Annotated in this window: 22 protein-coding genes and 1 riboswitch; of the genes, 6 read left to right on the top strand and 16 right to left on the bottom strand. The window is 42.3% G+C overall.

The features are described 5' to 3' along the window. Position 1 precedes the first annotated feature (1 nt). From PSF67_RS19185 to PSF67_RS19120, 14 genes are all read right to left on the bottom strand, one after another. Complete coding sequence (locus tag PSF67_RS19185) at positions 2-760, bottom strand: ABC transporter permease (protein ID WP_102140179.1); 759 nt, start codon at positions 758-760, stop codon at positions 2-4. Between the two features lie 12 nt (positions 761-772). Continuing rightward, positions 773-2,575 carry an arylsulfotransferase family protein gene (locus PSF67_RS19180; protein WP_272677490.1) on the bottom strand — a complete coding sequence of 601 codons (1,803 nt, stop codon included), beginning with the start codon at positions 2,573-2,575 and terminating at the stop codon, positions 773-775. A 327-nt stretch (positions 2,576-2,902) separates the two neighbouring features. Further along, positions 2,903-4,024 carry a 2-iminoacetate synthase ThiH gene (thiH, locus tag PSF67_RS19175; RefSeq protein ID WP_166268079.1) on the bottom strand — a complete coding sequence of 374 codons (1,122 nt, stop codon included), beginning with the start codon at positions 4,022-4,024 and terminating at the stop codon, positions 2,903-2,905. Beyond that, positions 4,021-4,791 carry a thiazole synthase gene (locus tag PSF67_RS19170; RefSeq protein ID WP_102140176.1) on the bottom strand — a complete coding sequence of 257 codons (771 nt, stop codon included), beginning with the start codon at positions 4,789-4,791 and terminating at the stop codon, positions 4,021-4,023. Before PSF67_RS19170 ends, thiH begins: the two co-directional genes overlap by 4 nt. Before the next feature lie 2 nt (positions 4,792-4,793). Next, positions 4,794-4,994 (bottom strand): sulfur carrier protein ThiS, encoded by a 201-nt coding sequence (gene thiS, locus PSF67_RS19165; protein WP_004264499.1) that lies wholly within the window; start codon positions 4,992-4,994, stop codon positions 4,794-4,796. Next, positions 4,982-5,740 carry a HesA/MoeB/ThiF family protein gene (locus tag PSF67_RS19160; RefSeq protein WP_210844641.1) on the bottom strand — a complete coding sequence of 253 codons (759 nt, stop codon included), beginning with the start codon at positions 5,738-5,740 and terminating at the stop codon, positions 4,982-4,984. The genes thiS and PSF67_RS19160 overlap by 13 nt, the downstream gene beginning before the upstream one ends. Positions 5,741-5,815: 75 nt before the next feature. Next, positions 5,816-6,481, bottom strand: a complete 666-nt coding sequence (gene thiE, locus PSF67_RS19155) for a thiamine phosphate synthase (protein WP_272677489.1) — start codon at positions 6,479-6,481, stop codon at positions 5,816-5,818. Continuing rightward, positions 6,474-8,453 carry a phosphomethylpyrimidine synthase ThiC gene (gene thiC, locus PSF67_RS19150; RefSeq protein WP_102140174.1) on the bottom strand — a complete coding sequence of 660 codons (1,980 nt, stop codon included), beginning with the start codon at positions 8,451-8,453 and terminating at the stop codon, positions 6,474-6,476. The genes thiE and thiC overlap by 8 nt, the downstream gene beginning before the upstream one ends. A gap of 143 nt (positions 8,454-8,596) precedes the next feature. After that, positions 8,597-8,709: riboswitch (TPP riboswitch) on the bottom strand. A gap of 352 nt (positions 8,710-9,061) precedes the next feature. Then, positions 9,062-9,724 carry an HAD family hydrolase gene (locus PSF67_RS19145; RefSeq protein ID WP_102140173.1) on the bottom strand — a complete coding sequence of 221 codons (663 nt, stop codon included), beginning with the start codon at positions 9,722-9,724 and terminating at the stop codon, positions 9,062-9,064. An 18-nt stretch (positions 9,725-9,742) separates the two neighbouring features. After that, positions 9,743-10,759 (bottom strand): ABC transporter ATP-binding protein, encoded by a 1,017-nt coding sequence (locus tag PSF67_RS19140; protein ID WP_210848953.1) that lies wholly within the window; start codon positions 10,757-10,759, stop codon positions 9,743-9,745. After that, positions 10,759-11,589 (bottom strand): ABC transporter permease, encoded by an 831-nt coding sequence (locus PSF67_RS19135; RefSeq protein WP_272677488.1) that lies wholly within the window; start codon positions 11,587-11,589, stop codon positions 10,759-10,761. The genes PSF67_RS19140 and PSF67_RS19135 overlap by 1 nt, the downstream gene beginning before the upstream one ends. After that, positions 11,579-12,481, bottom strand: a complete 903-nt coding sequence (locus tag PSF67_RS19130; RefSeq protein ID WP_166268085.1) for an ABC transporter permease — start codon at positions 12,479-12,481, stop codon at positions 11,579-11,581. Before PSF67_RS19130 ends, PSF67_RS19135 begins: the two co-directional genes overlap by 11 nt. Then, entirely contained in the window at positions 12,481-13,296 is an 816-nt protein-coding gene (locus tag PSF67_RS19125; protein ID WP_272677487.1) for an alkaline phosphatase family protein, read from the bottom strand. The genes PSF67_RS19130 and PSF67_RS19125 overlap by 1 nt, the downstream gene beginning before the upstream one ends. 27 nt (positions 13,297-13,323) lie before the next feature. Beyond that, on the bottom strand, positions 13,324-14,376 hold the full coding sequence (locus PSF67_RS19120) for an ABC transporter substrate-binding protein (protein ID WP_102140168.1): 1,053 nt from the start codon (positions 14,374-14,376) through the stop codon (positions 13,324-13,326). Positions 14,377-14,625: 249 nt separating this feature from the next. Between PSF67_RS19120 and nudC the strand changes: the two genes are divergently transcribed. The 6 genes from nudC (at position 14,626) to PSF67_RS19090 (ending at position 19,205) form a co-directional block, all read left to right on the top strand. Further along, a complete protein-coding gene (nudC, locus tag PSF67_RS19115) occupies positions 14,626-15,417 on the top strand; it encodes an NAD(+) diphosphatase (RefSeq protein WP_102140167.1) in 792 nt (263 codons plus the stop codon). A gap of 92 nt (positions 15,418-15,509) precedes the next feature. Continuing rightward, a complete protein-coding gene (gene hemE, locus PSF67_RS19110; RefSeq protein WP_102140166.1) occupies positions 15,510-16,574 on the top strand; it encodes a uroporphyrinogen decarboxylase in 1,065 nt (354 codons plus the stop codon). 109 nt (positions 16,575-16,683) lie between these two features. Next, a complete protein-coding gene (nfi, locus tag PSF67_RS19105; RefSeq protein WP_102140165.1) occupies positions 16,684-17,355 on the top strand; it encodes a deoxyribonuclease V in 672 nt (223 codons plus the stop codon). 74 nt (positions 17,356-17,429) lie between these two features. Beyond that, positions 17,430-18,017: a YjaG family protein gene (locus PSF67_RS19100; protein WP_102140164.1), complete on the top strand. Its 588-nt coding sequence runs from the start codon at positions 17,430-17,432 to the stop codon at positions 18,015-18,017. A gap of 199 nt (positions 18,018-18,216) precedes the next feature. Continuing rightward, positions 18,217-18,489 (top strand): HU family DNA-binding protein, encoded by a 273-nt coding sequence (locus PSF67_RS19095; protein WP_004264522.1) that lies wholly within the window; start codon positions 18,217-18,219, stop codon positions 18,487-18,489. A gap of 89 nt (positions 18,490-18,578) precedes the next feature. Beyond that, positions 18,579-19,205, top strand: a complete 627-nt coding sequence (locus PSF67_RS19090; protein WP_102140163.1) for a DUF1481 domain-containing protein — start codon at positions 18,579-18,581, stop codon at positions 19,203-19,205. 363 nt (positions 19,206-19,568) lie between these two features. Here PSF67_RS19090 and purD read toward each other — a convergent pair whose 3' ends face one another. Both purD and purH read right to left on the bottom strand, forming a co-directional pair. Next, the gene (gene purD, locus PSF67_RS19085) at positions 19,569-20,852 is read right to left on the bottom strand and encodes a phosphoribosylamine--glycine ligase (protein ID WP_102140162.1); all 1,284 of its coding nucleotides are present in this window, start codon (positions 20,850-20,852) and stop codon (positions 19,569-19,571) included. 17 nt (positions 20,853-20,869) lie between these two features. Further along, positions 20,870-22,459 (bottom strand): bifunctional phosphoribosylaminoimidazolecarboxamide formyltransferase/IMP cyclohydrolase, encoded by a 1,590-nt coding sequence (gene purH / locus PSF67_RS19080; protein WP_102140161.1) that lies wholly within the window; start codon positions 22,457-22,459, stop codon positions 20,870-20,872. Positions 22,460-22,764 lie beyond the last annotated feature (305 nt).

Raw genomic sequence — 22,764 nt, 5'->3', positions numbered from 1 at the left:
TCTATCTCCTTTCTGTTCTTAACCATGGCAGCAGGTAATAAGATATAATTAATAAAATCTTATCTAATAATAAACCGACTATACCGATAACAAGAATACCCACTATTACGACTGGGGAATCTAGCATAATCCGGGCATCATTGATGCGATAGCCAATACCCGAGTTAGCAGCGATCATTTCTGCTGCAACAACTGTTGCCCAAGATAACCCCATTGCAAGCCTTAAACCTGTAAATAGGTTGGGAAGTAGTGATGGAATATAAATTTTTCGTAATTTTTGCCAAATATTGAATTGATAAAGATTACCTAATTCAATATAAGTCATAGGTGTCGTTTGTATTCCATTGATAGTACTTAGTAAGATAGGGAAAAAGGCACTTTTTATAATAAGAATAATTTTAGTTACTTCACCAATTCCAAACCATAAAATTAATAATGGTATCCATGCTAGTGGAGGAATTTGACGTATAGCATTTAATGTTAGGTTGAAAATTTGGTTTGTTCGTAGCGACAATGCCATGATAATACCAAGAAAAAAAGCAAAAATAGCAGCGATAACAAAGGCTATTAATACTCGGGATAAACTAATTGATAAATCTTGCCATAATTGCCCAGAATATAGCTGGAAATTCAAAGAATGCCATGCTTGTGGAATAGATGGAAAAATAACAGGGGAAACACCTCCAATTGTTGTTGTAATATACCAAGTTGTAAAAATAATAACTGGAAGTAGAAGCAAGAAAAAACTGTTTTTCAACATGATATATAAGCCTCAATTTATTTTGTCGAAATATTGATTGAGGAAACTCACATATGTTGTTGTATCCTGTAATCCAACGAGTTTATCCACTAATTTCCCATTATTTGAAATTGCAATAATAGGTATGCTTCTAAGTGAATACTTTTGAAGGATTTCAACAGAATTATCTACAGAGAGATAATTGATTTTATTTATTGAGTAACGTTTTACTAATGAAGGCAATAACTCACTCAATACTTTACATTTATTGCACCAACTAGTACCGAAGAATATCAAATTATTTTTATTTTCATTAATAATTGAGTCGAATGTTTCACTATCTATTTCATATATGTTATCGGAAAAGAAAAAGGTATCAGATTTCTTAGAGGGATGATTATCTCTAGTTCGAGCAATACATAAGATATCATCATCTGAAATTTTATGTTTTATTATTCCTTCGATATACACTCCTGTAATTGTATCTTTAGGAGCTGCATTTGGTAATCGGAATTGAGAGACATCCATAGGTGCTATGCTATTTTCTTCAGGTATATCTAATTGAGGGATCCAATCATAAGGGATTCTATAAGCACGATAGATCATATTATTGCGTTTTTTTCCTTCTCGCCAGTAAGGCGAGACATATTCCCACACAATCTCATGTTCAGCTGTTATTTCAATCAATCGCCCATTTGAGCCTTCGGTAATTAAAGTATTACCATTTGGTAGACGCTGAGCGCTACTTACATATGGGCTATAGAATCGACTTGAATCCATGGGAGCGGCAAAGCCTAGTTTTTCTGCATCATGTTGCCAAATAATTTCGAGAGTAACTGGGTTTATTTCTAATACTCGAGAACTATCTCGCCATGCATTTTTTAAGCCATATACAGATGAAGGGTTTGGTGCTCCATAACCTGCCCAGCCGCCATTATCAAAAATTAACAGATTTCCTGCGCCTGGAAGGCCATGAGGTATAATATGAGCATGATGAGGTCCGATAATCCAACCAAGATGATGAACTTGTTTGTTGTTATAATCGGGCCCTAATTGCCAAACTATTTTTCCAGTTTTCCGGCTCGTTATTCCGATTATATTTGCTTCTCTAGAATCCCAAATAATATTATCAGGATGAAAACGTTCGTCTCCATTATCATAATGTAGATTTGGTCCTATACGAGACATGGTATTAATATGTAGATAATCTCCCATGCCTCCACCGGCACTACGCATATTTGGGTCACGATATAAAACATTTCTAGCTTCTTCGCTGAAATTTAATTCTGAAAAGTGATCGCTAAATGCCCATTGCCAGATAATATTACCTTGCCAATCTACTTCGATAAAAATATCATCAAGTAGCCATTTATCTGATATTTCAGGTTTGTAAATATTCTTATGGCATAGTATTAGAGTATTTCCGCTATGGGTTTGTGATGTTAATGTAGGAGAATAATAACCAACAGGGTTTCCATCACGTTGAAAATCATGATGTTGTCTTGCCATCCATATTATTTCTTGATTGGGATCTTGTATTTTTTCTAATTTATTGAATGACCATATAATGTTACCATCCCAATCAAATTGAACTAAATCAACTTGATCTTGAACACCATATTTAGGTGATCGCAAACCATGACTACCAAATAAATATCCACCAGGTAAAATTTTATTAGGAAAACCATCAACTCCTTGCCATAAATGCACTTCTCGGCCATTCATATCAATTAATAGCGCACCTTTTCCAGGTGCGTTAAAAAGGGTATAACCACTAAATGTTTTTTCTTTATTGAAAATAGTAGTTCCTGAAGGATAAATACTTGGGTGTCCCATATTAAATATTCCTATAGTAAATTTTTTCTATGTGGAATAATGGTGTAAAGGTAATGGGTTTTGAAATATCTTTTATTATGGTGTTATAACTTAATAGAACAATAAAGTAATGATCTATTAATTGTTTATATTTATAATATTAAGTAATAAGAATATAATACGTAATTAATACAAAAAGTTAAAAATATGATTGATTTTTTCCTAGTGATGGCAATGAGTATTGCTCATATTTTATGATTAGTAGCACAGTATGAATGATATTAAACTATATATGAATTCATTTACTGATCGTTACTTGCGGGCTAACATCGCGTTAGCCCGCAAAATTTAACGGCCTAAATAGCTATCCCAATCTTTCCAAACGGGCTGTAAACCGGCTTGCACAAGGGCATGTGCGACTTGTGTGGCACTGCGGTTATCATTTGGAGAAAACTGTTCTAGCTCTTCTTTGGTATCTGCATATCCACCCGGCTGGGTTTTCGAACCCGCACTGACGTTATTAATTGCCAATGGCACGACGTGATCACGGAAATAAGGCGATTCACGGGTTGAGAGGGAAAGCTCAACATTCGGTGCGAGTAAGCGAAAAGCACAAATTAATTGCACTAATTCTGCCTCACTCATCAGTGATGCCGGTTCAACGCCACCCGCACAAGGGCGTAAGCGAGGAAAAGAGATAGAATAACGACTTTGCCAATAGTATTGCTGTAAGTACAACAAATGTTCTGCAACCATATAGCAATCGGTACGCCAACTGTTTGATAAACCAATTAACGCGCCAAGGCCGATTTTATCTATACCTGCTTCCCCTAAACGCTCTGGAGTGGCTAGGCGCCAGTGAAAATCCTGCTTTTTGCCTTTGAGATGATGTAGCTGATACGTGGGCTCATGGTAGGTTTCTTGATAGACCATCACACCATCTAACCCCAACGTTTTCAACTCCTTATATTCCTCTGTGCTTAATGGCTGCACTTCCATCATTAAGGAACTGAAATAAGGGCGAATGATGGGGAGTGTGTGACGGAAATAGTCCATACCCACTTTACTTTGGTGTTCCCCAGTGACCAGCAATAAGCTATCAAAACCAATTTTGCGAATGGTTTCACACTCATTAATGATTTCATCGTCACTTAGGGTTTTACGTTTAATTTTATTACTCATCGAAAAACCGCAATAAGTACAATCGTTTGCGCATAGGTTCGATAAATAAAGTGGTACGTAAAACCCAACTGCATGGCCAAAGCGCTGGCGGGTGAGTTTCTGAGCCTTTTGTGCCATTAGTTCAATATAGGGACGGGCAGCAGGGGAAAGCAGCGCCATAAAATCATCGAGTGTGAGTATGTCTGCCGCTAAAGCGTGTTCCACATCGACAGCGGTTTTACTGTTTATCCGCAGTGTCGTATCGTCCCAATCTAGCGCTTGTAAGCGTTCTTGGAAACTTGGGGTCATGATAAGGCCCCTAAGAAACTGGTTAACGGGCTTGATGCTTGCGCCTGTTGCTTCGGTGCAGCTAACCCACTTTGATAGGCCAATTCAGCGGCTTCGACAGCCAGTTTAAACGCTTTTGCCATAAGTACCGGTTGCTTAGCTACCGCGATTGCGGTATTGACTAAAACGGCATCAGCACCCATTTCGATCGCTTCTGCCGCATGGCTTGGTGCACCAATTCCTGCATCTACGACGACAGGGACAGAGGCCTGTTCAATAATGATACGAAGCATTTCTTTGGTTGCTAAGCCTTTGTTTGTGCCTATCGGTGCGCCTAATGGCATCACAGCGGCACAGCCAACTTCTTCTAAACGACGGCATAACACTGGGTCTGCGCTGCAGTAAGGCAATACAACGAATCCCTCTTTAACGAGCTGCTCCGCGGCAAGCAATGTCTCGATAGGATCGGGTAGCAAATAACGCATATCTGGATGAATTTCGAGTTTGACCCAATTGGTACCGAGGGCTTCTCGAGCTAGGCGCGCGGCAAACACCGCCTCTTGGGCATTTTTCGCACCAGAGGTATTCGGTAATAGTTTCACACCCAGTTCTTGCAGAGGTTGTAGAATGCCATCATCTTGCCCACGTAAGTCAATACGCTTCATTGCCATTGTCACCAATTGACTGCCTGAGGCCGCAATGGCGTCTTGCATTAGGTTGGCGCTGGCAAATTTACCTGTTCCAGTAAACAGGCGTGAGTGAAAAGTTAAATCTGCGATTTTTAACATTATTAGCCCCCAGCGATAGCTTGAAATAACAAGATATTGTCTTGGTCATTAATGAGATGCGAATCCCACTGACTTTTAGGAATGATCACTTGGTTGATAGCAAGTGCAGTTCCCACTATTGGGCGGTTGAGAGTGGAAAATAATTGATTAACCGTCAGTGGGGCGTCGAATTCCATAGGTTGGTCGTTAATTATGATATGCATGTTTCTTCCCGACAGATTGGACATTGCAATGACGGCGTTAATTGCAATGTATTCCATTGTTGTTGTTTTCCATCGAACAAACGCAATTTACCACTCAGTGAAGAGGGAAGGCCGACAAGTAATTTAATGGCTTCCAGTGCTTGCAGCGTGCCGATGATCCCAACTACAGGCCCTAATACCCCAGCAGTGCGGCAGTTGCGCTCAGGTTCATCTTGGTCTGGATATAAACAGGCATAGCAACCGGTGCTAAATGGCGGTTCAAGAACCATTAATTGGCCGCCAAACCCAACCGCACTACCGCTAACTAAGGTTGTATTGGTCATGACACAAGCGGCATTAACTGCGTGACGAGTGGCCATGTTATCGCAGCAATCAAGCACTAAATCGACTTGCTCAGCTAAAGGAATTAAAGTCTCAATATCCAACTTTTGTGCGACAACATGGGTTCTTACCAACGGATTGAGCTGATGCAGTCTATCTGCGGCAAGCTGGGCTTTTGGCTGGCCGATATCATCAGTATCATAAAGCACCTGCCGTTGTAAGTTAGAAACATGTAAATCATCGTGATCGGCTAGCCACAATTCGCCGACACCAGCCCCCGTTAAATAAAGGGACGCGGGAGAGCCTAAGCCCCCTAAGCCAACAATAAGGACTTTGCTATTTTTCAGTTTTTGTTGCCCCTCGGGACTGATGTCTTCGAGTAGTAGCTGGCGGCTGTAACGCATGAATTCTTGGTCACTTAACATGATTGAATTCCTTAAATCATCACTAACCCTGTTTTATGATGATAAAGCAGGGCGAGTTATGTGATTAAAAATTGGCTAGTTGGCAGTATTTCGCTCAATTAAATTCAGCAAGGTTTCTGTTGCAGCGCGCCAATCATCGGCTTTGGTAATCGCACTGACCAGCGCGACGCTGCCCACTCCAGTTGCTAGCACGGCAGGGACTTTATCAATAGAGATCCCACCAATGGCGACCGTTGGGTAATCAGGCGTTGCTTCCACCATGGCTTTAAGCGTTTCTAAACCCTGAGGCGAAGATGGCATCTCTTTCGTTTGTGTTGGAAAGATATGCCCCATAGCAATGTAAGAAGGACGCACGGATTTTGCGATAGCCAGTTCATGCTCATCGTGCGTTGATATTCCTAACCGTAGCCCAGCTTGGTGTATTGCCAGTAAGTCGGTCGTTTCCAAATCTTCTTGGCCCAAATGTACGCCATAGGCACCGAACTCAACGGCTAAGCGCCAGTAATCGTTAATGAATAAACGTGCGTTATGTTTTTTACCCAAAGCGATGGCTTTTTGAATATCATCACGCACATCTGCGTCAGGTTTGTCTTTGATACGCAATTGGATTGTGGAAACACCTGCATCAAGCAAACGTTCAATCCATTCAACGGAATCCACAACGGGGTAAAGCCCAAGGTGTTGTTCAGTCTCTGGAAAGGGTGATGTTGGCGTTATAATAGCATTAGGCAATTTAGGCATTTTCATTCACCTCTGCATTCACAATTTCAGCTCCGTGATAGAGCTCGCTGCCATGGGCACGAAAGGCCTCAGACATCTGTTCCATACCCGCTTCTTTTTCGTTTGCTTCTTTTTGGGCTGCGTAATCACGGACTTCTTGGGAAATCTTCATCGAACAGAATTTTGGTCCGCACATTGAGCAGAAATGGGCAATTTTTCCAGAAGCTTGTGGCAAGGTTTCATCGTGATATTTGCGAGCAGTTTCAGGGTCTAATGCCAAGTTAAATTGGTCTTCCCAACGGAATTCAAAACGGGCTTTGGACATGGCATTATCACGAATTTGCGCACCGGGGTGGCCTTTAGCAAGGTCAGCGGCGTGAGCTGCGATCTTATAAGTGATTAGCCCTTGTTTAACATCGTCTTTATTTGGTAAGCCTAAATGCTCTTTCGGGGTGACGTAGCACAGCATTGCACAACCAAACCAGCCGATCATGGCGGCACCAATACCAGAGGTAAAGTGGTCGTAACCCGGTGCAATATCGGTAGTGAGTGGGCCTAAGGTATAAAAAGGCGCTTCATGGCAGTGCTCGAGTTCTTCCGTCATATTACGGCGGATCATCTGCATTGGCACGTGACCAGGGCCTTCGATCATCACTTGGACATCATATTCCCATGCAATTTTGGTTAACTCGCCAAGGGTATGGAGCTCAGCAAATTGTGCTTGGTCGTTGGCGTCTTGGATTGAACCTGGGCGCAGGCCATCTCCTAATGATAAGGAAACGTCGTAAGCGGCACAAATTTCACAAATTTCACGGAAGTTTTCATATAAAAAGTTTTCTTGGTGATGAGATAAACACCATTTTGCCATGATGGAACCACCGCGAGAGACGATCCCCGTTAGGCGTTTGGCGGTCATTGGCACATAACGTAGTAATACGCCAGCGTGGATAGTGAAGTAGTCGACGCCTTGCTCTGCTTGCTCTAATAATGTGTCACGGAACATTTCCCACGTAAGATTTTCAGCGACACCGTTCACTTTCTCGAGCGCTTGGTAGATAGGTACTGTTCCAATCGGCACAGGGCTATTACGTAAAATCCATTCGCGAGTTTCGTGAATATAACGGCCAGTGGATAAATCCATGACCGTATCTGCGCCCCAACGCGTCGACCAAATCAGTTTTTCCACTTCCTCTTCAATGGATGAGGTGACCGATGAATTACCAATGTTGGCATTCACTTTAACCAAGAAATTGCGACCAATAATCATCGGCTCCGATTCGGGATGGTTGATATTGGCTGGGATGATGGCACGACCCGCTGCCACTTCTTGGCGAACAAATTCAGGGGTAATATTTTCCGGTAAATTTGCGCCAAAGCCTTGCCCTGGGTGTTGTTGTAATAAAACTTCGCCACGAATGCGTTCACGCCCCATATTTTCACGGATTGCAATAAACTCCATCTCAGGGGTTACGATACCTTTTCGTGCATAGTGTAATTGGGTAACACACTTGTTAGTTTGGGCTTTTAATGGGTGGGGACGGTTGTTAAAGCGCAGATGGTCAAGGCCTGCATCAGCGAGACGTTGTTGGGTAAAATCGGAACTTAAATTTTCGACAGGTTCGGTATCAGCACGTTCACTTATCCATGGCGCACGAATTTTTTTAAGGCCTTTATGGACATTTAATTCAGAAACTGGGTCGCCGTAAGGGCCAGATGTATCATAGATAGGAACGGGTTCGTTATCTTCAAATTGTGGGTTGTCTTTATCGCCCCCGATCAAGGTTTGAGAGAGTTGGATTTCTCGCATCGGGACTTGGATATCGTCTCTAGAACCTTGTAAATAAATACGCTGTGAATTAGGAAACGAAACGCCAGAAACAGTATTAATAAAGGTTTCAGCGGCATCACGTTGAGCTTTACGGGTGCGAGCCGGGGCTGCTTGTGGCGATAAATCAGCAGTAGGGATGATATTTTGTTCTGTATTATTGGACATAGCAATTTCCTGACATTGTCACGGCTATCACAGTTTAGTGAGTAGCGGGTTTATCGAAAGAAAGTTGCTTGTCAGGAGTTCGGAGGAGTAATAAAAAGGCTTGCGCTGAATTTTTCACCAAATGTAGTGGGGTGAAATGACGCTGAGTGATTACTCTTGTTCCCTTCGCGGGTATTAACCCGATCAGGTTCCGCGGATCCCGAATTAACGGTCTCAGCCTGATGCGTATGCATACTAGGCACTCCGACAAGAGGTTTCAGTATAAGCTTTCCTTGTCATTCTTCAAGCGATAAGTGCGTTGGCTGCTCTCGGCTACCCAAGTCACATACTTATGTATGCTCCTTGGAATATCCTCGCTTGCCGCCTTCTTCTCACTTGAATAATTTAGAGGAAAGAGGAAATTAAAGTGGAATTAGGTTATTTCCTTGTTATTCTTCGCGTGATAGGTGCGTTGGCTGCTCTCGGCTACCCAAGTCACATACTTATGTATGCTCCTTGGGATAATTCTATTTATCTCCTTCCTCTAGCACGAATAATTTAGAGGAACCTTTGAAAAGATTAGTTAGTTAAAACCAAAATTAAAACCAAGTTTGAAATTAAAATTGGGCTTACAAACCCCAAGTATGTTGTGGCCAATTGTGTTTGAGTGCGGCTTGTGTTAGGCGTTCGTCGCCGTTGATAATAAATACTTCATCGGCAAATTGGCACATTGGGAGATCGTTAGCGGAGTCGGTGTAGAAATACACATAGGCGTCAGTGATCGGCTGGTGGCGGATCCAATCTAATAGGCGTTTGACTTTGCCTTCTTTAAAGGTTGGGATACCGTCAATTTCTGTGGTGTAGCAGCCATCTTGTTGCTTGATATCGATCCCCATTGCGATATCTGCACCCAGTTGATCCGCAATTTTTTTCACAATAAATGAAACAGTTGCGGAGATCACAATAATTGGGATCCCTTTGGCTCGATAATTTGCGATCGTTCTAATCGCTTCAGGGTAGATCCGCGGTAAAATCACACTTTGTACAAAATCATCCAACCAGATATCTACTTGCTCAGCTTTTACATTGGCGAGAGTCTGCAGGTTAAAACGTAAGTAAGTTGGCATGTCTAATGTACCTGCATTATATTGCGCCATCATGGCTTTATCCGCTTCCACAAATTGCGGATTACTGATGATTTGTTTATCCCACAGGTATTGTGTCCACAATACGCTGCTATCACCTTGAATTAACGTATCATCTAAGTCAAAAATGGCCAGTTGGTTTTGCATTATATTCCTATTCACTGATTAACTAAGTGTGCGAATTTCATTTTTATTAAACATAAGTTGAAGGTGAGTACCTGGTTCAAATAAACGCTCAGATGAGCGGTTAAGTAAATCCACCGTCATATCACCTGCAGGGGTATTCACACTATAACGAATAATATTGCCGAGCAATTGATGGTCCAATATCACGGCATCAACAGGGTGAGAAATATGGCTACCATATTGGCGCCCCGCTTCTTTGACATATATAGACTCAGGACGGATAGCCAGTGTACCTTGTAAATTAAGGCCTAACATTGTATTGGCTTTTTCTGAATCAACAAGGTTGTAGTGCCCCATAAACCGAGCGACAAACTCTGTTGCCGGTTGGGTATAAATATTCTCTGCCGTATCGCTTTGCACGATCTGGCCTTTATTCATAAGAAAAATACGATCAGACATAATCATCGCTTCATCTTGATCATGAGTAACAAAAATTGTGGTTAAGCCTAACTCACGTTGAATTTGGCGAATTTGCTGGCGTAAGTGCTTGCGAATGCGTGCATCAAGAGCGGAAAGCGGCTCATCAAGTAACAAAATTTGCGGTTTCATCACCAATGCTCTTGCTAGCGCAACGCGTTGGCGCTGTCCCCCTGACAGTTGATGAGGAAATTGTTGTTCTTTGCCTTGCAATTCAACTAATTCAATCACTTCAGCGACTGCTTTAGATCTCGCTTGGCTATCAATTTTACGCATTTTTAAACCAAACGCGATATTGTCAACCACAGTCATGTTGGGAAATAACGCATAACTTTGGAACACCATACCCACTCCGCGTTGTTGCGCGGCTTGGTAGGTTACATTCTGGCGATTAATATAAAGTTCACCATGATTAAGTTGTTCAAGCCCTGCAATACAGCGTAATAAGGTAGACTTTCCGCAACCACTTGGCCCTAGTAGGGTAATAAATTCACCTTTTTCGATAGTAAATTGAATATCAGCAAATACCTGATTAGTGCCAAAAGATTTGGCTAAATTTTCCGCAATAACATAACTCATCATTCATCTCCTGAACGATTTAATCGCATTGCTAACCACGTCAGCAATAAGGTAAATAGAAAATAAGACATCACCAGGGCAGAAGTGAAGTGTCCGCTGGTTTGTCGCATATTGAAAAGATAGATTTGCAAAGTTTCATAGCGTGTTCCCACAAGGATATTGGCAAACACAAATTCACCCATTAAAAATGAAAATGAAATTAATAATGAAACCAACATACCTTTGCGAATATTGGGTAACACAATCATCATGAAGGCTTGGAAAGTACTGGCACCGAGTAAATGTGCTGCATCCATTAAGTCATGTAAATTAATGCCTTGGAAGCTATTCGCAAGCGCACGATACATAAAAGGTAACGTGATGGTGAAATAGGTACCAATCAGGATCCAAGGTGTGCCAACTAACATGAATGGTTCATCGGCAAATATTTGCAGCAAGCCCACCGATGAGACCACAGGCGGGATCGCAAAGGGTAAAATAATCAGTAAATCCATTACCCCTTTGAGTTTGGGGAACCGATAAAATACTGCAAACGTCATCGGTAAAATAATTAATGTGCTAACCAGTAATGTACCAAAGCAAATAATCAATGAACGACCAAACGCCATGAGAAAACGCGGGTCTTGCCATAATTGTAGATACCATTTGATGGACAAGGCGTCAGGTAGCACAGTGGCTCCCCAAGAACTGGCGACGGAATACAAAAATGTGGCAATAATAGGTAACGCTAGTAGGCTAGCAACACTGATTAGTACTAACTTATGAAGCCATAACCCAGAGGGTTTATTGCCATTGGTTATGGCTGGGCTAATCGCATTATTATTTTGCATGGTAGCTCCGCTTGATTAACCAATGATGTATGGCAGTGATAAAAGCTAAGATAGCGATAAGTAGCATTGATAACGCAGCAGCCATATTCGGTTCGAGAAACAAATCACCAGAAACTAAACTGGCAATTCGGATAGTCACAAGGTTGTAATTACCACTCGTTAACGCATAAGTACTGGCGTATGCGCCCATTGCATTAGCAATTAAGATAATAAAAGTGCCAAGTAAAGCAGGAGAAAGCACTGGAATAGCGACTTTTAACCAATAGGTCAGCTTACTTGCACCCATCGTTTTCGCTGCGTCTTCCCACTCCGGTTTTAGTGCGTCAAAGGCGGGGTAGAGCAACAACACACCTAATGGGATCTGAAAATACACATACAACAGCATTAAGCCGCTGGCGCTGTATATATTAAAATCTTCGATAATCCCCCATGATTTAAGTTGTAAGGTAATCGCCCCATTGAAGCCCAAAATAATAATGAATGCGAAAGCAAGGGGAACACCGCTGAAATTACTGGCCATGGTGGTGAAGGAGATCATTATTCGGCGAATTTTCCCTTGCATTTTATAAATGGAAAATGCCGTGATACTGGAAATAAATAAGCCAATCACACTACAAATAATGGAAAGCCATAAGGTATTTTCAAACGCTTGCAAGTAAAAATCATTATTGAATACCTCAAGATAGTTACCTAATGACCATGCTTCTTCGTAGATAAAGCTATTAATGAGCACCCAAATCATTGGGGCGATTTGGAATAAACTAAACAACACAAAGAATGGCAAAAGTAGAAGTGCAGCGCGCCAATGAAAACGAGCAAAGCGTTTTTTCAACATGGCAATTTTTCCCTGTTGTTGGTATGTCTGTTCACAGGGGGCAGGAATATCAGCCATTACAAATCTCCTCGTAATAGCGCATCACAAACCGGTTTATCGAGAGAGTTGGCACCGAGTAAACGACAAATGGTTCCGCAAATTGCTGTCTGCTCAATATTGCAGGGTTGATGAGAAAACTGCGAACCGACCACAAACAATGGTACTAAACACTCTTCTGGGAGTGTTCCGCCATGGCTACGATCATTATTCATACCATGATCACTCGCGATCATGATTTGATAGCCTTGCTCAACCCATGTAGGAATATAATTCGACAGGATAATATCTGCATGGCGTGCTGTATTACGATATTGGGGTGAATCAAAACCGAACTTGTGCCCTGTGTCGTCTATATTCATAGGGTGGATCAATAAAAAATCAGGGTTAAATTGAGTCCGTAAATATTCCGCATCGACAAATAAATGGTCATCAGGGTAATGGTCTGCTTGATAAAAGCAGCCATGTTGGATAGCGAGTGAGTCATCGTGGGTGAAGCGGTCTCGTAAGGCAACAAAAGGAGCCCGGTTATACAGTTCACTCACCCAATAATAAGCGGCGGCGGCAGTTGTTTTCTCAGCTTGACGAGCAAGGGAAAAGAGACTCTCAAAGTGAGAAAGGCGGACAATTTGGTTATTTACAATACCACTTTTGACCGGGGGAACCCCCGTCAGTATGCATTCATATAAAGGGCGAGACATCGAAGGAAGCTCACACTCTAATTGGTAAAGTGTTGCACTGTTGGCTTTGATTAAGCCGTTGAGATAGCCCATGCAATGATGGGCTACTGAATAACTTAAACCGTCTAGGACAACAAGTATGACTTTTTCAGACATTAATTTTTCCTAAAATCAATACATTGATTACTGCTGGTGGATCAAAACTTGCTGTTGCCACATTTTAGGGAGATTACGAGATGATTTTTCCCAGCCTTCTGCATTTTTAATGGGTTGAACATTTTTATATTGTTCTTCTGGTAATAATTTGGCTTTAATATCATCAGGTAACGTTAAATATTGTGCACGAATTGGCCGTGCATAACCTTCAGCAAGGTTAATTTGCCCTTTATCACTGAAAATAAACTCACGAGCTAACTTCGCTGCGTTAGGGTTTTTGGCGAATTTGTTGATAATAGTGGTGTAACCCGAAATCACGGAGCCATCAGATGGGATCACAACCGTAAAGCGATCGCGATTGATCTGATCACGGTAATTCAGTGCGTTAAAGTCCCATAATATGCCAACTTCGACTTCACCTTTTTCGATATTTGCGACAGTTGGGTCATTAACGGATAGGCGTTTTTGTTTGGCGAGTTCAGCAAAAAATTCAATAGCAGGCTTTAGGTTGTTTTCATCCCCACCACGCGCAAATGCAGCTGCCAGTACAGCGTTATTCGCTTGTGCAGCGATCCCAACATCCCCAACGGTGACTTTATATTTCCCTTTTAGTAGGTCATCCCAGCTTTTCGGTGCATCTTTTACTAAATCATTATTTATCATAAAAGCGATAGACCCCGTATAGGCTAAAGCCCAATGACCGTCTTTGTCTTTTGCCCAATCAGGAATTTGTGACCAAGTTGTTGGTTTATAAGGTTGCGTCACTCCTTTTTGTACGGCAACAGGCCCAAAGGAGGCACCGACATCACCAATATCTGCCGTCGCATTATTTTTTTCTGCGGCAAATTTAGCAATTTCTTGGGCGGAGCTCATATCGGTGTCTTGATGTTTCAACCCATATTGTGTCGCTAAGTCTTGCCAAGTTCCTTTCCAGTTCGCCCAAGTATCAGGCATCCCAACGCTGTAAACTTGTCCTTCTTTTTTCGCTGCATTGATTAACTCTGTTAAATTAGTATCAGCAGCTAATGTCACACTGGATGCGGTCAATGATAGTAAAATCGCAGGAACGATAGTTTTCATTATTTTCTCACTTTTGAAGAACGGTGAACCGTATTGGTTACTTAGCATCCTAATTTTAAGACGTGACAGTTAGTTGATCCTTTTATGACAGTTTTTAGACATTTTATGGAATGGAACGTCTAAAAAGTGTCAAAATTGCTAAAGAAAAACAATGAAACAAACGTTTGAATGACTTTGTGTCAAAAAAGTATATTGTGTCATTAATAGATTTATTTTACCGACAATAAAAACTGACAAAAGACGTGAAAAATGAATAAGTTAAAATTATCAGGAACAGAAAGTGGTTGGTGGTTTATCTGTTTTTCCGGGCGTTTGTGGCTACCTCATGGAGATATTCCTCGAGGTATGGCAAAGGACTATTTGTTAGAAGGAAAAACGGCAACACCCATTGGTGAGTGGCAAGGGGAAATCGTCTGGTTGATAGCCGAAAAAATGCCATCAGATATGGCTTCTCCCCGTATTGTTGCTGCGCAAGATGAAGGCTTATTTCGCCTTGCTGGGCGAGGTGTGCAATTAGCAGAATTCTATCGTTCCCACCGTTATTGTGGTTATTGTGGTACTGCGATGCGCCACAGTGAAACAGAGTGGGCGTGTTTGTGTGACCATTGTCATGAGCGCTATTACCCGCAGATCGCCCCTTGCATTATCGTGGGGATCCGCCGCGATGACCATATTCTATTAGCTCAGCACCGACGCCATTCGCAAAATCCGTTATTTACGGTACTTGCTGGTTTTGTCGAGGTTGGCGAAACATTAGAAGAAGCAGTCATGCGCGAAGTCATGGAAGAGAGCCATATTAAAGTGAAAAATATCCGCTATGTTTCTTCACAGCCTTGGCCTTTTCCTCATTCCTTAATGATGGGGTTCCTCGCGGATTATGAGAGTGGTGATATTAAAGTAGACCCGAAGGAACTGGTGAGCGCAAATTGGTATCATTACGATGATTTACCGTTGATCCCACCGGCAGACACAATAGCTAGGCGTTTGATTGAAGATACGGTCGCATTGTGCCGTCAAAGTGAGTATGAAACGGGGGAATAGCACAGCGCTGATATTGTTATCATTAACATGATACAATAATGAACTTCGCTCTTAGCCATTTGCGGCGGCCACTTATAATAATGGAGTAAATAATGACTGAGTTAAAAAATGACCGCTATCTACGTGCTTTGCTACGTCAGCCTGTAGATGTGACCCCTGTATGGATGATGCGTCAAGCAGGGCGTTACCTGCCAGAATATAAAGCAACTCGCGCGGAAGCTGGTGATTTTATTGCTCTGTGCAAAAACACCGAATTGGCTTGTGAAGTGACATTGCAGCCATTACGTCGTTTTCCATTAGACGCTGCAATTTTATTTTCTGATATTCTTACCATCCCTGATGCAATGGGGCTTGGGCTATATTTTGAAACAGGTGAAGGTCCGCGTTTTCATAAACCTATTATGAGCGCAGCAGATGTAAAAAATATCCCTATTCCTGATCCTGAAATGGAACTTGGCTATGTGATGGACGCAGTTCGTGCCATTCGTAAAGCCCTTGAAGGCAATGTACCACTCATTGGTTTCTCTGGTAGCCCGTGGACACTGGCGACTTATATGGTGGAAGGCGGTAGCAGCAAAGCCTTCACTAAAATCAAAAAGATGATGTACGAAGACCCGAATTCATTGCATTTGTTATTGGATAAATTGGCAGATAGCGTCATTTTATACTTGAATGCTCAAATTCGTGCCGGTGCGCAGTCTGTGATGATTTTTGATACATGGGGTGGGGTATTAACTAAGCGTGATTATTTACAGTTTTCACTGAATTATATGCATAAAATTATTGATGGCTTAATTCGTGAAAATGATGGTCGCCGTGTTCCTGTCACCTTATTTACTAAAGGTGGCGGTCAGTGGTTAGAAGAAATGGCAGCAACGGGTTGTGATGCATTAGGCCTTGATTGGACGACTGAAATTGCCGATGCTCGTCGTCGTGTTGGTGATAAAGTTGCCCTGCAAGGAAATATGGATCCATCCATGTTGTATGCACCTCCTGCGCGAATAGAAGAAGAAGTACAAAATATTCTATCAGGCTTCGGCCAAGGTGAAGGGCACGTATTCAATTTAGGTCATGGTATTCATCAGGATGTTCCACCGGAGCATGCAGGTGCATTTGTGGATGCTGTTCACCGTTTATCCCGCCAATATCATCAATAATTATCGTTTATTGATCTTCTTGATTTGTGGTGTATTTATAGGATCTTGTAAGTACACCATTATCATCTATGATTAAGAATAATTAAATATCATAAGCAATGGACGCATGATGGTTTTAGATACCCAACAGTTACGAACAGAACAAACTAGCCAAGCCTCAAAAATCATTTTGCATGACGAATTTCCACCCCTCAAACTGATTGGTGGGGCTGATGTGGGCTTTGAACAGCAAGGTGAGATTACGAGAGCTGTGGTGGCTGTACTATCTTGGCCACAGTTAGAACTTGTTGAGTATCAAATAGCTCGAATACCGACGCAATTACCTTATATACCGGGGTTACTTTCTTTTCGTGAAGTGCCTGGACTAATGGCTGCGTGGGGAAAAATACAAAACAAACCTGAATTAGTGCTTGTGGATGGACAAGGGATTGCACACCCACGGCGGTTTGGTGTTGCCTGCCATTTTGGGTTACAAGCGAATGTTGCCACAATTGGTGTTGCAAAAAGCCGTTTATGTGGTGATGCAGATGAGTTAAGTGAAGAACCCGAAAGTGTTCAGCCGTTAATGGCAGGTGAAAATCAACTTGGTTGGGTGCTGCGGAGTAAAAAACGCTGCAAACCATTATATGTTTCTCCGGGACATAAAGTCGGTTTTTCATCTTCCTTAGAGTGGGTTAGGCAGTGTCTAAAGGGTTATAGGTTGCCTGAACCAACACGTTTTGCTGACGGAATTGCATCAAATCGAACGTTTTTTAAGCGAATGAATGAGAAAATCAGCTAATTATCAGCAAAATATGTGGCATTGACAGATTTTCAGGTAAACTGCGAGGTATTAAGATTGATGAGTCAGAAATTATGTTAAGAAATCCCATTCATTTGAGGTTGGAAAAATTAGAAAGCTGGCAACATACAACTTTCATGGCAAGCTTATGTGAAAGAATGTATCCCAACTTTCAGATGTTTTGTCTGCAAACTGAATTTGCCGATGCAAAAGTTTATCGTTCCATCCTTGATTTAGTTTGGGAAACTTTGGTCATTAAAGATAGCAAAGTCAATTTCGACAGTCAGTTAGAAAAATTAGAAGAAATTATCCCATCAGCGGATGATTTTGATATGTATGGTGTGTATCCAGCTATTGATGCCTGTATTGCATTGGGTGAAATTATTCATTCGAAATTGAGTGGTGAAACCCTCGAACACGCGATATTGGTTAGCGAAGCATCCATTCGTACGGTTGCCATGCTCGAAATGACTCAAGCAGGGCGGGAAATGACAGAAGAAGAACTCAAAGAAATCCCGGCCGTTGAAGAAGAGTGGGATATCCAGTGGGACATTTTCCGCTTACTGGCAGCTTGTGAAGAGCGCGACTTAGAGTTAATTAAAGGATTAAAATCTGACCTCCGCGAAGCGGGGGTGAGCAACATAGGTATTACTTTAAGCTGATTTTTGCATTTTCATTATCGAAAACGTGACTTGACGCAGTAATGCTGAGTACTAAGACTTCACATTTGCCCCTACTCTGGTCTACATTTAGGGGCGAGAAGAAGTGGCTATCGGGGGCGTGTATCAGGGGCTGTCAATTTGGCATATCCGACGCACTCGATGCTTTGCAAACGATAAACACACTGTGTAAGGATAATTTATGAATAAGACTGAATTAGTTGATGCTATCGCAGAATCAGCGGACCTGACCAAAGTTCAGGCAAAAGCAGCATTAGAATCTACTCTGAATGCTATTTCTGAAACGCTTAAAAAAGGCGAGCAAGTCCAACTGGTCGGTTTCGGTACTTTTAAAGTTAGCCATCGTGCTGCACGTACTGGTCGTAACCCACAAACTAAAGCAGAAATCCAAATTCCTGCTACAACTGTACCTGCTTTCTCTGCCGGTAAAGCACTGAAAGAAGCTGTAAAATAAGAACATTGTACAGACGAATTACCAGAGGGGGTAAAAAACTCCCCCTTTTGTTTATTCAAAAAGGGTTGCTGGTATTGGGAGCCATCTCAATGCTAAGCGCCTGTTCTTCTAATGCACCAAAACTTCCTGAGTTTAGTGCAAGTGGTTTTATTGCTGATGATGGCGTCATTCGTATGTGGCGGCTGAATAATGCACAAAGCCAACCTCTTGTCTTAATGGTGGTTTATAGCCCCTATAAAGGCACAGACACTTCCGTTAATTTCTTCGAATACCGCTCCGGTAAACTCTGGCAAATTCGCAGCCAAATCTTGAACCAAAAAAATGGTGATATCACCGAACAATTACGCTTCGATAAAAACAATGACGTTGTTTTTATGCAGCGTGCCCAAGATGGCCATAAAACACCACTTTCAACGGATGACATCACGCGTTGGCGCTTTGAAGCTGAACGAGTACTTGAGACAAACACCGCCCTTATTGTCGGAGGCGTTAAACTTTACCAAGGACGTTGGCAACAAGGCAAAGTGACGACTTGTGAAGGTGATGTGCGAGAAGTAACCTTCGAGCCCTATGCTGAAAATTGGTTACAGAGCCGTGCGAAAGTGTGGCATTCCCAGTTAAATTTAGCGTGGTTGGAGTCTTCAGAGGGGAATCAGCTTTTGATGGTGGCGGATACCGATTTTTGCCGCTGGCAGCCTTCTAAAGATTCGTTGTAATATCACCGCTCGTCGTCTTTCGACCCACCGCTCGTCGTCTTTCGACCCACCGCTCGTCGTCTTTCAATCCATAACGTTGTTGGCTGCTCTCAGCTACTTAGGTCACATACTTATGTATGCTCCCTAAGATATCTTCGTTTGCCGCCTAGCTCTGAATTGAAATACTTAGAGCCGATATTTTTGCTCGTCAACTCGTAGCCTTTCGACCTTCAGCATTGTTGGCCGCGGTGACTTAGCCTAGTCACCTTGTCGTCTAGCTGCGAACAGAAATCCTTAGAGTGCTTGTTTGATAGTACAAACAACAATAAAAAAGCTGATAAAAGTTTCCTCTTATCAGCTTAGGGAATGGTTTAGTACTTTGTATTATTTTATACGAGCGATAGCACGGTAGCCGATGTCGTTGCGGTAAAAGTTATCATCCCAGTGAATGGTTTTTGCCACTTCATAAGCTTTGGTTTGCGCTTTAGCGATATCATCGCCTAACGCAGTGACACACAACACACGCCCACCGGCAGTGACTACATCACCATTTTTCAAGCGAGTGCCTGCGTGGAAAACCTTGCTATCAGTGGCTTCAGTGGTTGGTAAACCTGAAATCACATCGCCATTGCGGTAATCACCTGGGTAACCACCCGCGGCAATAACTACCCCTAGAGCAGGGCGCTCATCCCATAATGAATCTTTACCTGCCAGCTCACCTTTCGCACCGGCTAAACATAAAGCGACTAAGTCCGATTGCAAGCGCATCATAATAGGTTGAGTTTCAGGGTCGCCAAAACGGCAGTTGAATTCGATAACCTTTGGGTTACCTGCTTTATCAATCATTAAACCTGCATATAAGAAGCCTTGATAGCGGTTTCCTTCTTGGTCCATGCCTTTAACTGTAGGGTAAATGACTTGTTCCATCACGCGCTGGTGTATTTCATCGGTCACGACAGGGGCGGGAGAGTAAGCACCCATTCCACCTGTATTTAGACCAGTATCACCATCACCGACACGTTTATGGTCTTGGCTAGTCGCCATTGGAATGACATTTTCACCATCTACCATAACGATGAAACTCGCCTCTTCACCATCGAGAAACTCTTCAATAACGATACGATGCCCTGCATCGCCAAAGGCATTTCCCGCTAACATATCGTGAACAGCTTCTTTTGCTTCTTGTAAGGTCATGGCAACGATAACGCCTTTCCCCGCGGCAAGGCCGTCAGCCTTAATCACAATAGGCGCACCGACTTTATCTAAGTAAGCCAAAGCGGGCTCTATCTCAGTAAAATTTTCATAAGCGGCAGTTGGAATATTGTGACGAGCTAAAAAATCTTTGGTAAATGCTTTTGAACCCTCAAGCTGTGCAGCACCTTGGGTTGGGCCAAAAATAGTTAAACCGGCAGCCTTAAATGCATCAACAACACCAATAACTAATGGTGCTTCAGGGCCTACAATTGTTAAATCAATTTGTTTTTCTTTAGCAAATTGGAGCAGCCCATCAATATCAGTTGCCGAAATATTCACGTTTTCGAGTGTAGGTTCTAATGCTGTTCCTGCATTACCTGGGGCAACATAGACTTTTTCCGCTAAAGGTGATTGCGCAGCTTTCCATGCCAATGCATGTTCACGACCACCACCACCAATAATTAAAATATTCATGACTAGGCTCCTAATAATTAGTGACGGAAATGACGCATATTAGTGAAAAGCATGGCAATACCATGTTCATTTGCGGCTGCAATCACTTCATCATCGCGAATAGAACCGCCAGGTTGGATAACACAAGTTACGCCAACAGCTGCCGCGGCATCAATACCATCGCGGAATGGGAAAAAGGCATCTGAGGCCATCGCACAGCCAGCGACTTCTAAACCTTCATCTGCGGCTTTAATACCTGCAATTTTTGCAGAATACACACGGCTCATTTGCCCTGCGCCAATACCGATAGTCATATCATTTTTGGCATAAACGATTGCATTGGATTTTACAAATTTCGCGACTTTCCAGCAGAATAACGCATCTTTTAGCTCGCGTTCAGTTGGTTGGCGCTTAGTTACAACGCGAAGTTCTTCTTTTTCAACCATTCCTAAGTCACGGTCTTGCACTAATAAACCGCCATTCACGCGTTTAAAGTCTAAACCTGCAACGGGTTTGCTCCATTCGCCACATTCAAGTACGCGGACGTTTTGTTTAGTCTCAAGAATAGGCAATGCATCTTTAGCAACAGAAGGCGCAATAATGACTTCCACAAACTGGCGTTCAATAATCGCTTGAGCGGTCTCTTTATCTAATTGACGGTTAAAAGCGATAATGCCACCAAAAGCAGAGGTTGGGTCAGTTTTGAATGCGTTATCATAAGCTGTATGAATAGAATCACCGATAGCGACACCACAAGGGTTTGCATGTTTGACAATTACACAAGCAGGTTCTTCGAATGATTTAACACATTCAAGAGCTGCATCGGTATCAGCGATATTATTATAAGACAGGGCTTTACCTTGGATCTGCTGTGCAGTTGCAATAGAAGCTTCTTTTGGGCTTTCTTCTATATAAAAAGCCGCATCTTGATGGCTGTTTTCTCCATAACGCATATCTTGTTTTTTTATAAAGTTTAAATTCAAGGTGCGAGGAAAGCGGCCGGAAGGCTGAGTTGTATCGCCATAATAAGGGGCAACTAATTCACCAAAGTAATTCGCAATCATGCTGTCATAAGCCGCAGTGTGCTCGAAAGCTTTTATTGCGAGGTCAAACCGAGTCGACCAATTTAGCGAGTTTTCGTGATTATCCATCTCATCAATGATGGTTTGATAGTCATTACTATTTACCACAATTGCGACATCTTTATGATTTTTAGCCGCGGAGCGCACCATGGTTGGGCCTCCGATATCAATATTCTCTACAGCATCTTCAAGGGTGCAATTTGGTTTTGCCACGGTTTGGGCAAATGGATATAGATTAACAACAACCATATCGATAGGCGCGATGTCATGTTGTTGCATGATGGCATCATCTGTACCGCGACGTCCTAAAATTCCGCCATGCACTTTCGGGTGCAATGTTTTCACTCGGCCATCCATCATTTCAGGAAACCCTGTGTAATCTGAAACTTCAGTTACGTTTAATCCTGACTCAGCAAGTAACTTTGCAGTACCGCCAGTAGATAGAAGCTCAACACCACGTTGAGATAACGCCTTAGCGAATTCAACAACCCCTGTTTTATCAGACACACTAAGCAGGGCACGACGAATAGGACGAAGCAGTTGCATGAGATAGATCCCTTGGATTTGAATAAATAAGGCAATAACGAATATCAGTCAGTAAAAACTCAAAGAGCTTTTCTTATATACCTATTATATCTATTGATGAAAGCCAAGCGGAATTAGCCCGCTTTCCCTATAACAATATATAAGTCACTAACAATTTCAGAACATAAAAACAAAATCAATGCTGAAATTTCGAGCCAATTGTAACGCAAACGTTTGCGTAATGCGCGGTAATTTTTAAATTATTTTCATGCTGTGGATAACTTGGTGCATAAGTCGGTATAAGTGGGGGTTTTGCTGTGGAATGC

The organism is Providencia sp. PROV076, from assembly GCF_028483405.1.
GTDB lineage: Bacteria > Pseudomonadota > Gammaproteobacteria > Enterobacterales > Enterobacteriaceae > Providencia > Providencia huaxiensis.
Note: the sequence above shows the minus strand (reverse complement) of the source record. Positions and strands in the feature narration are given on the sequence as shown.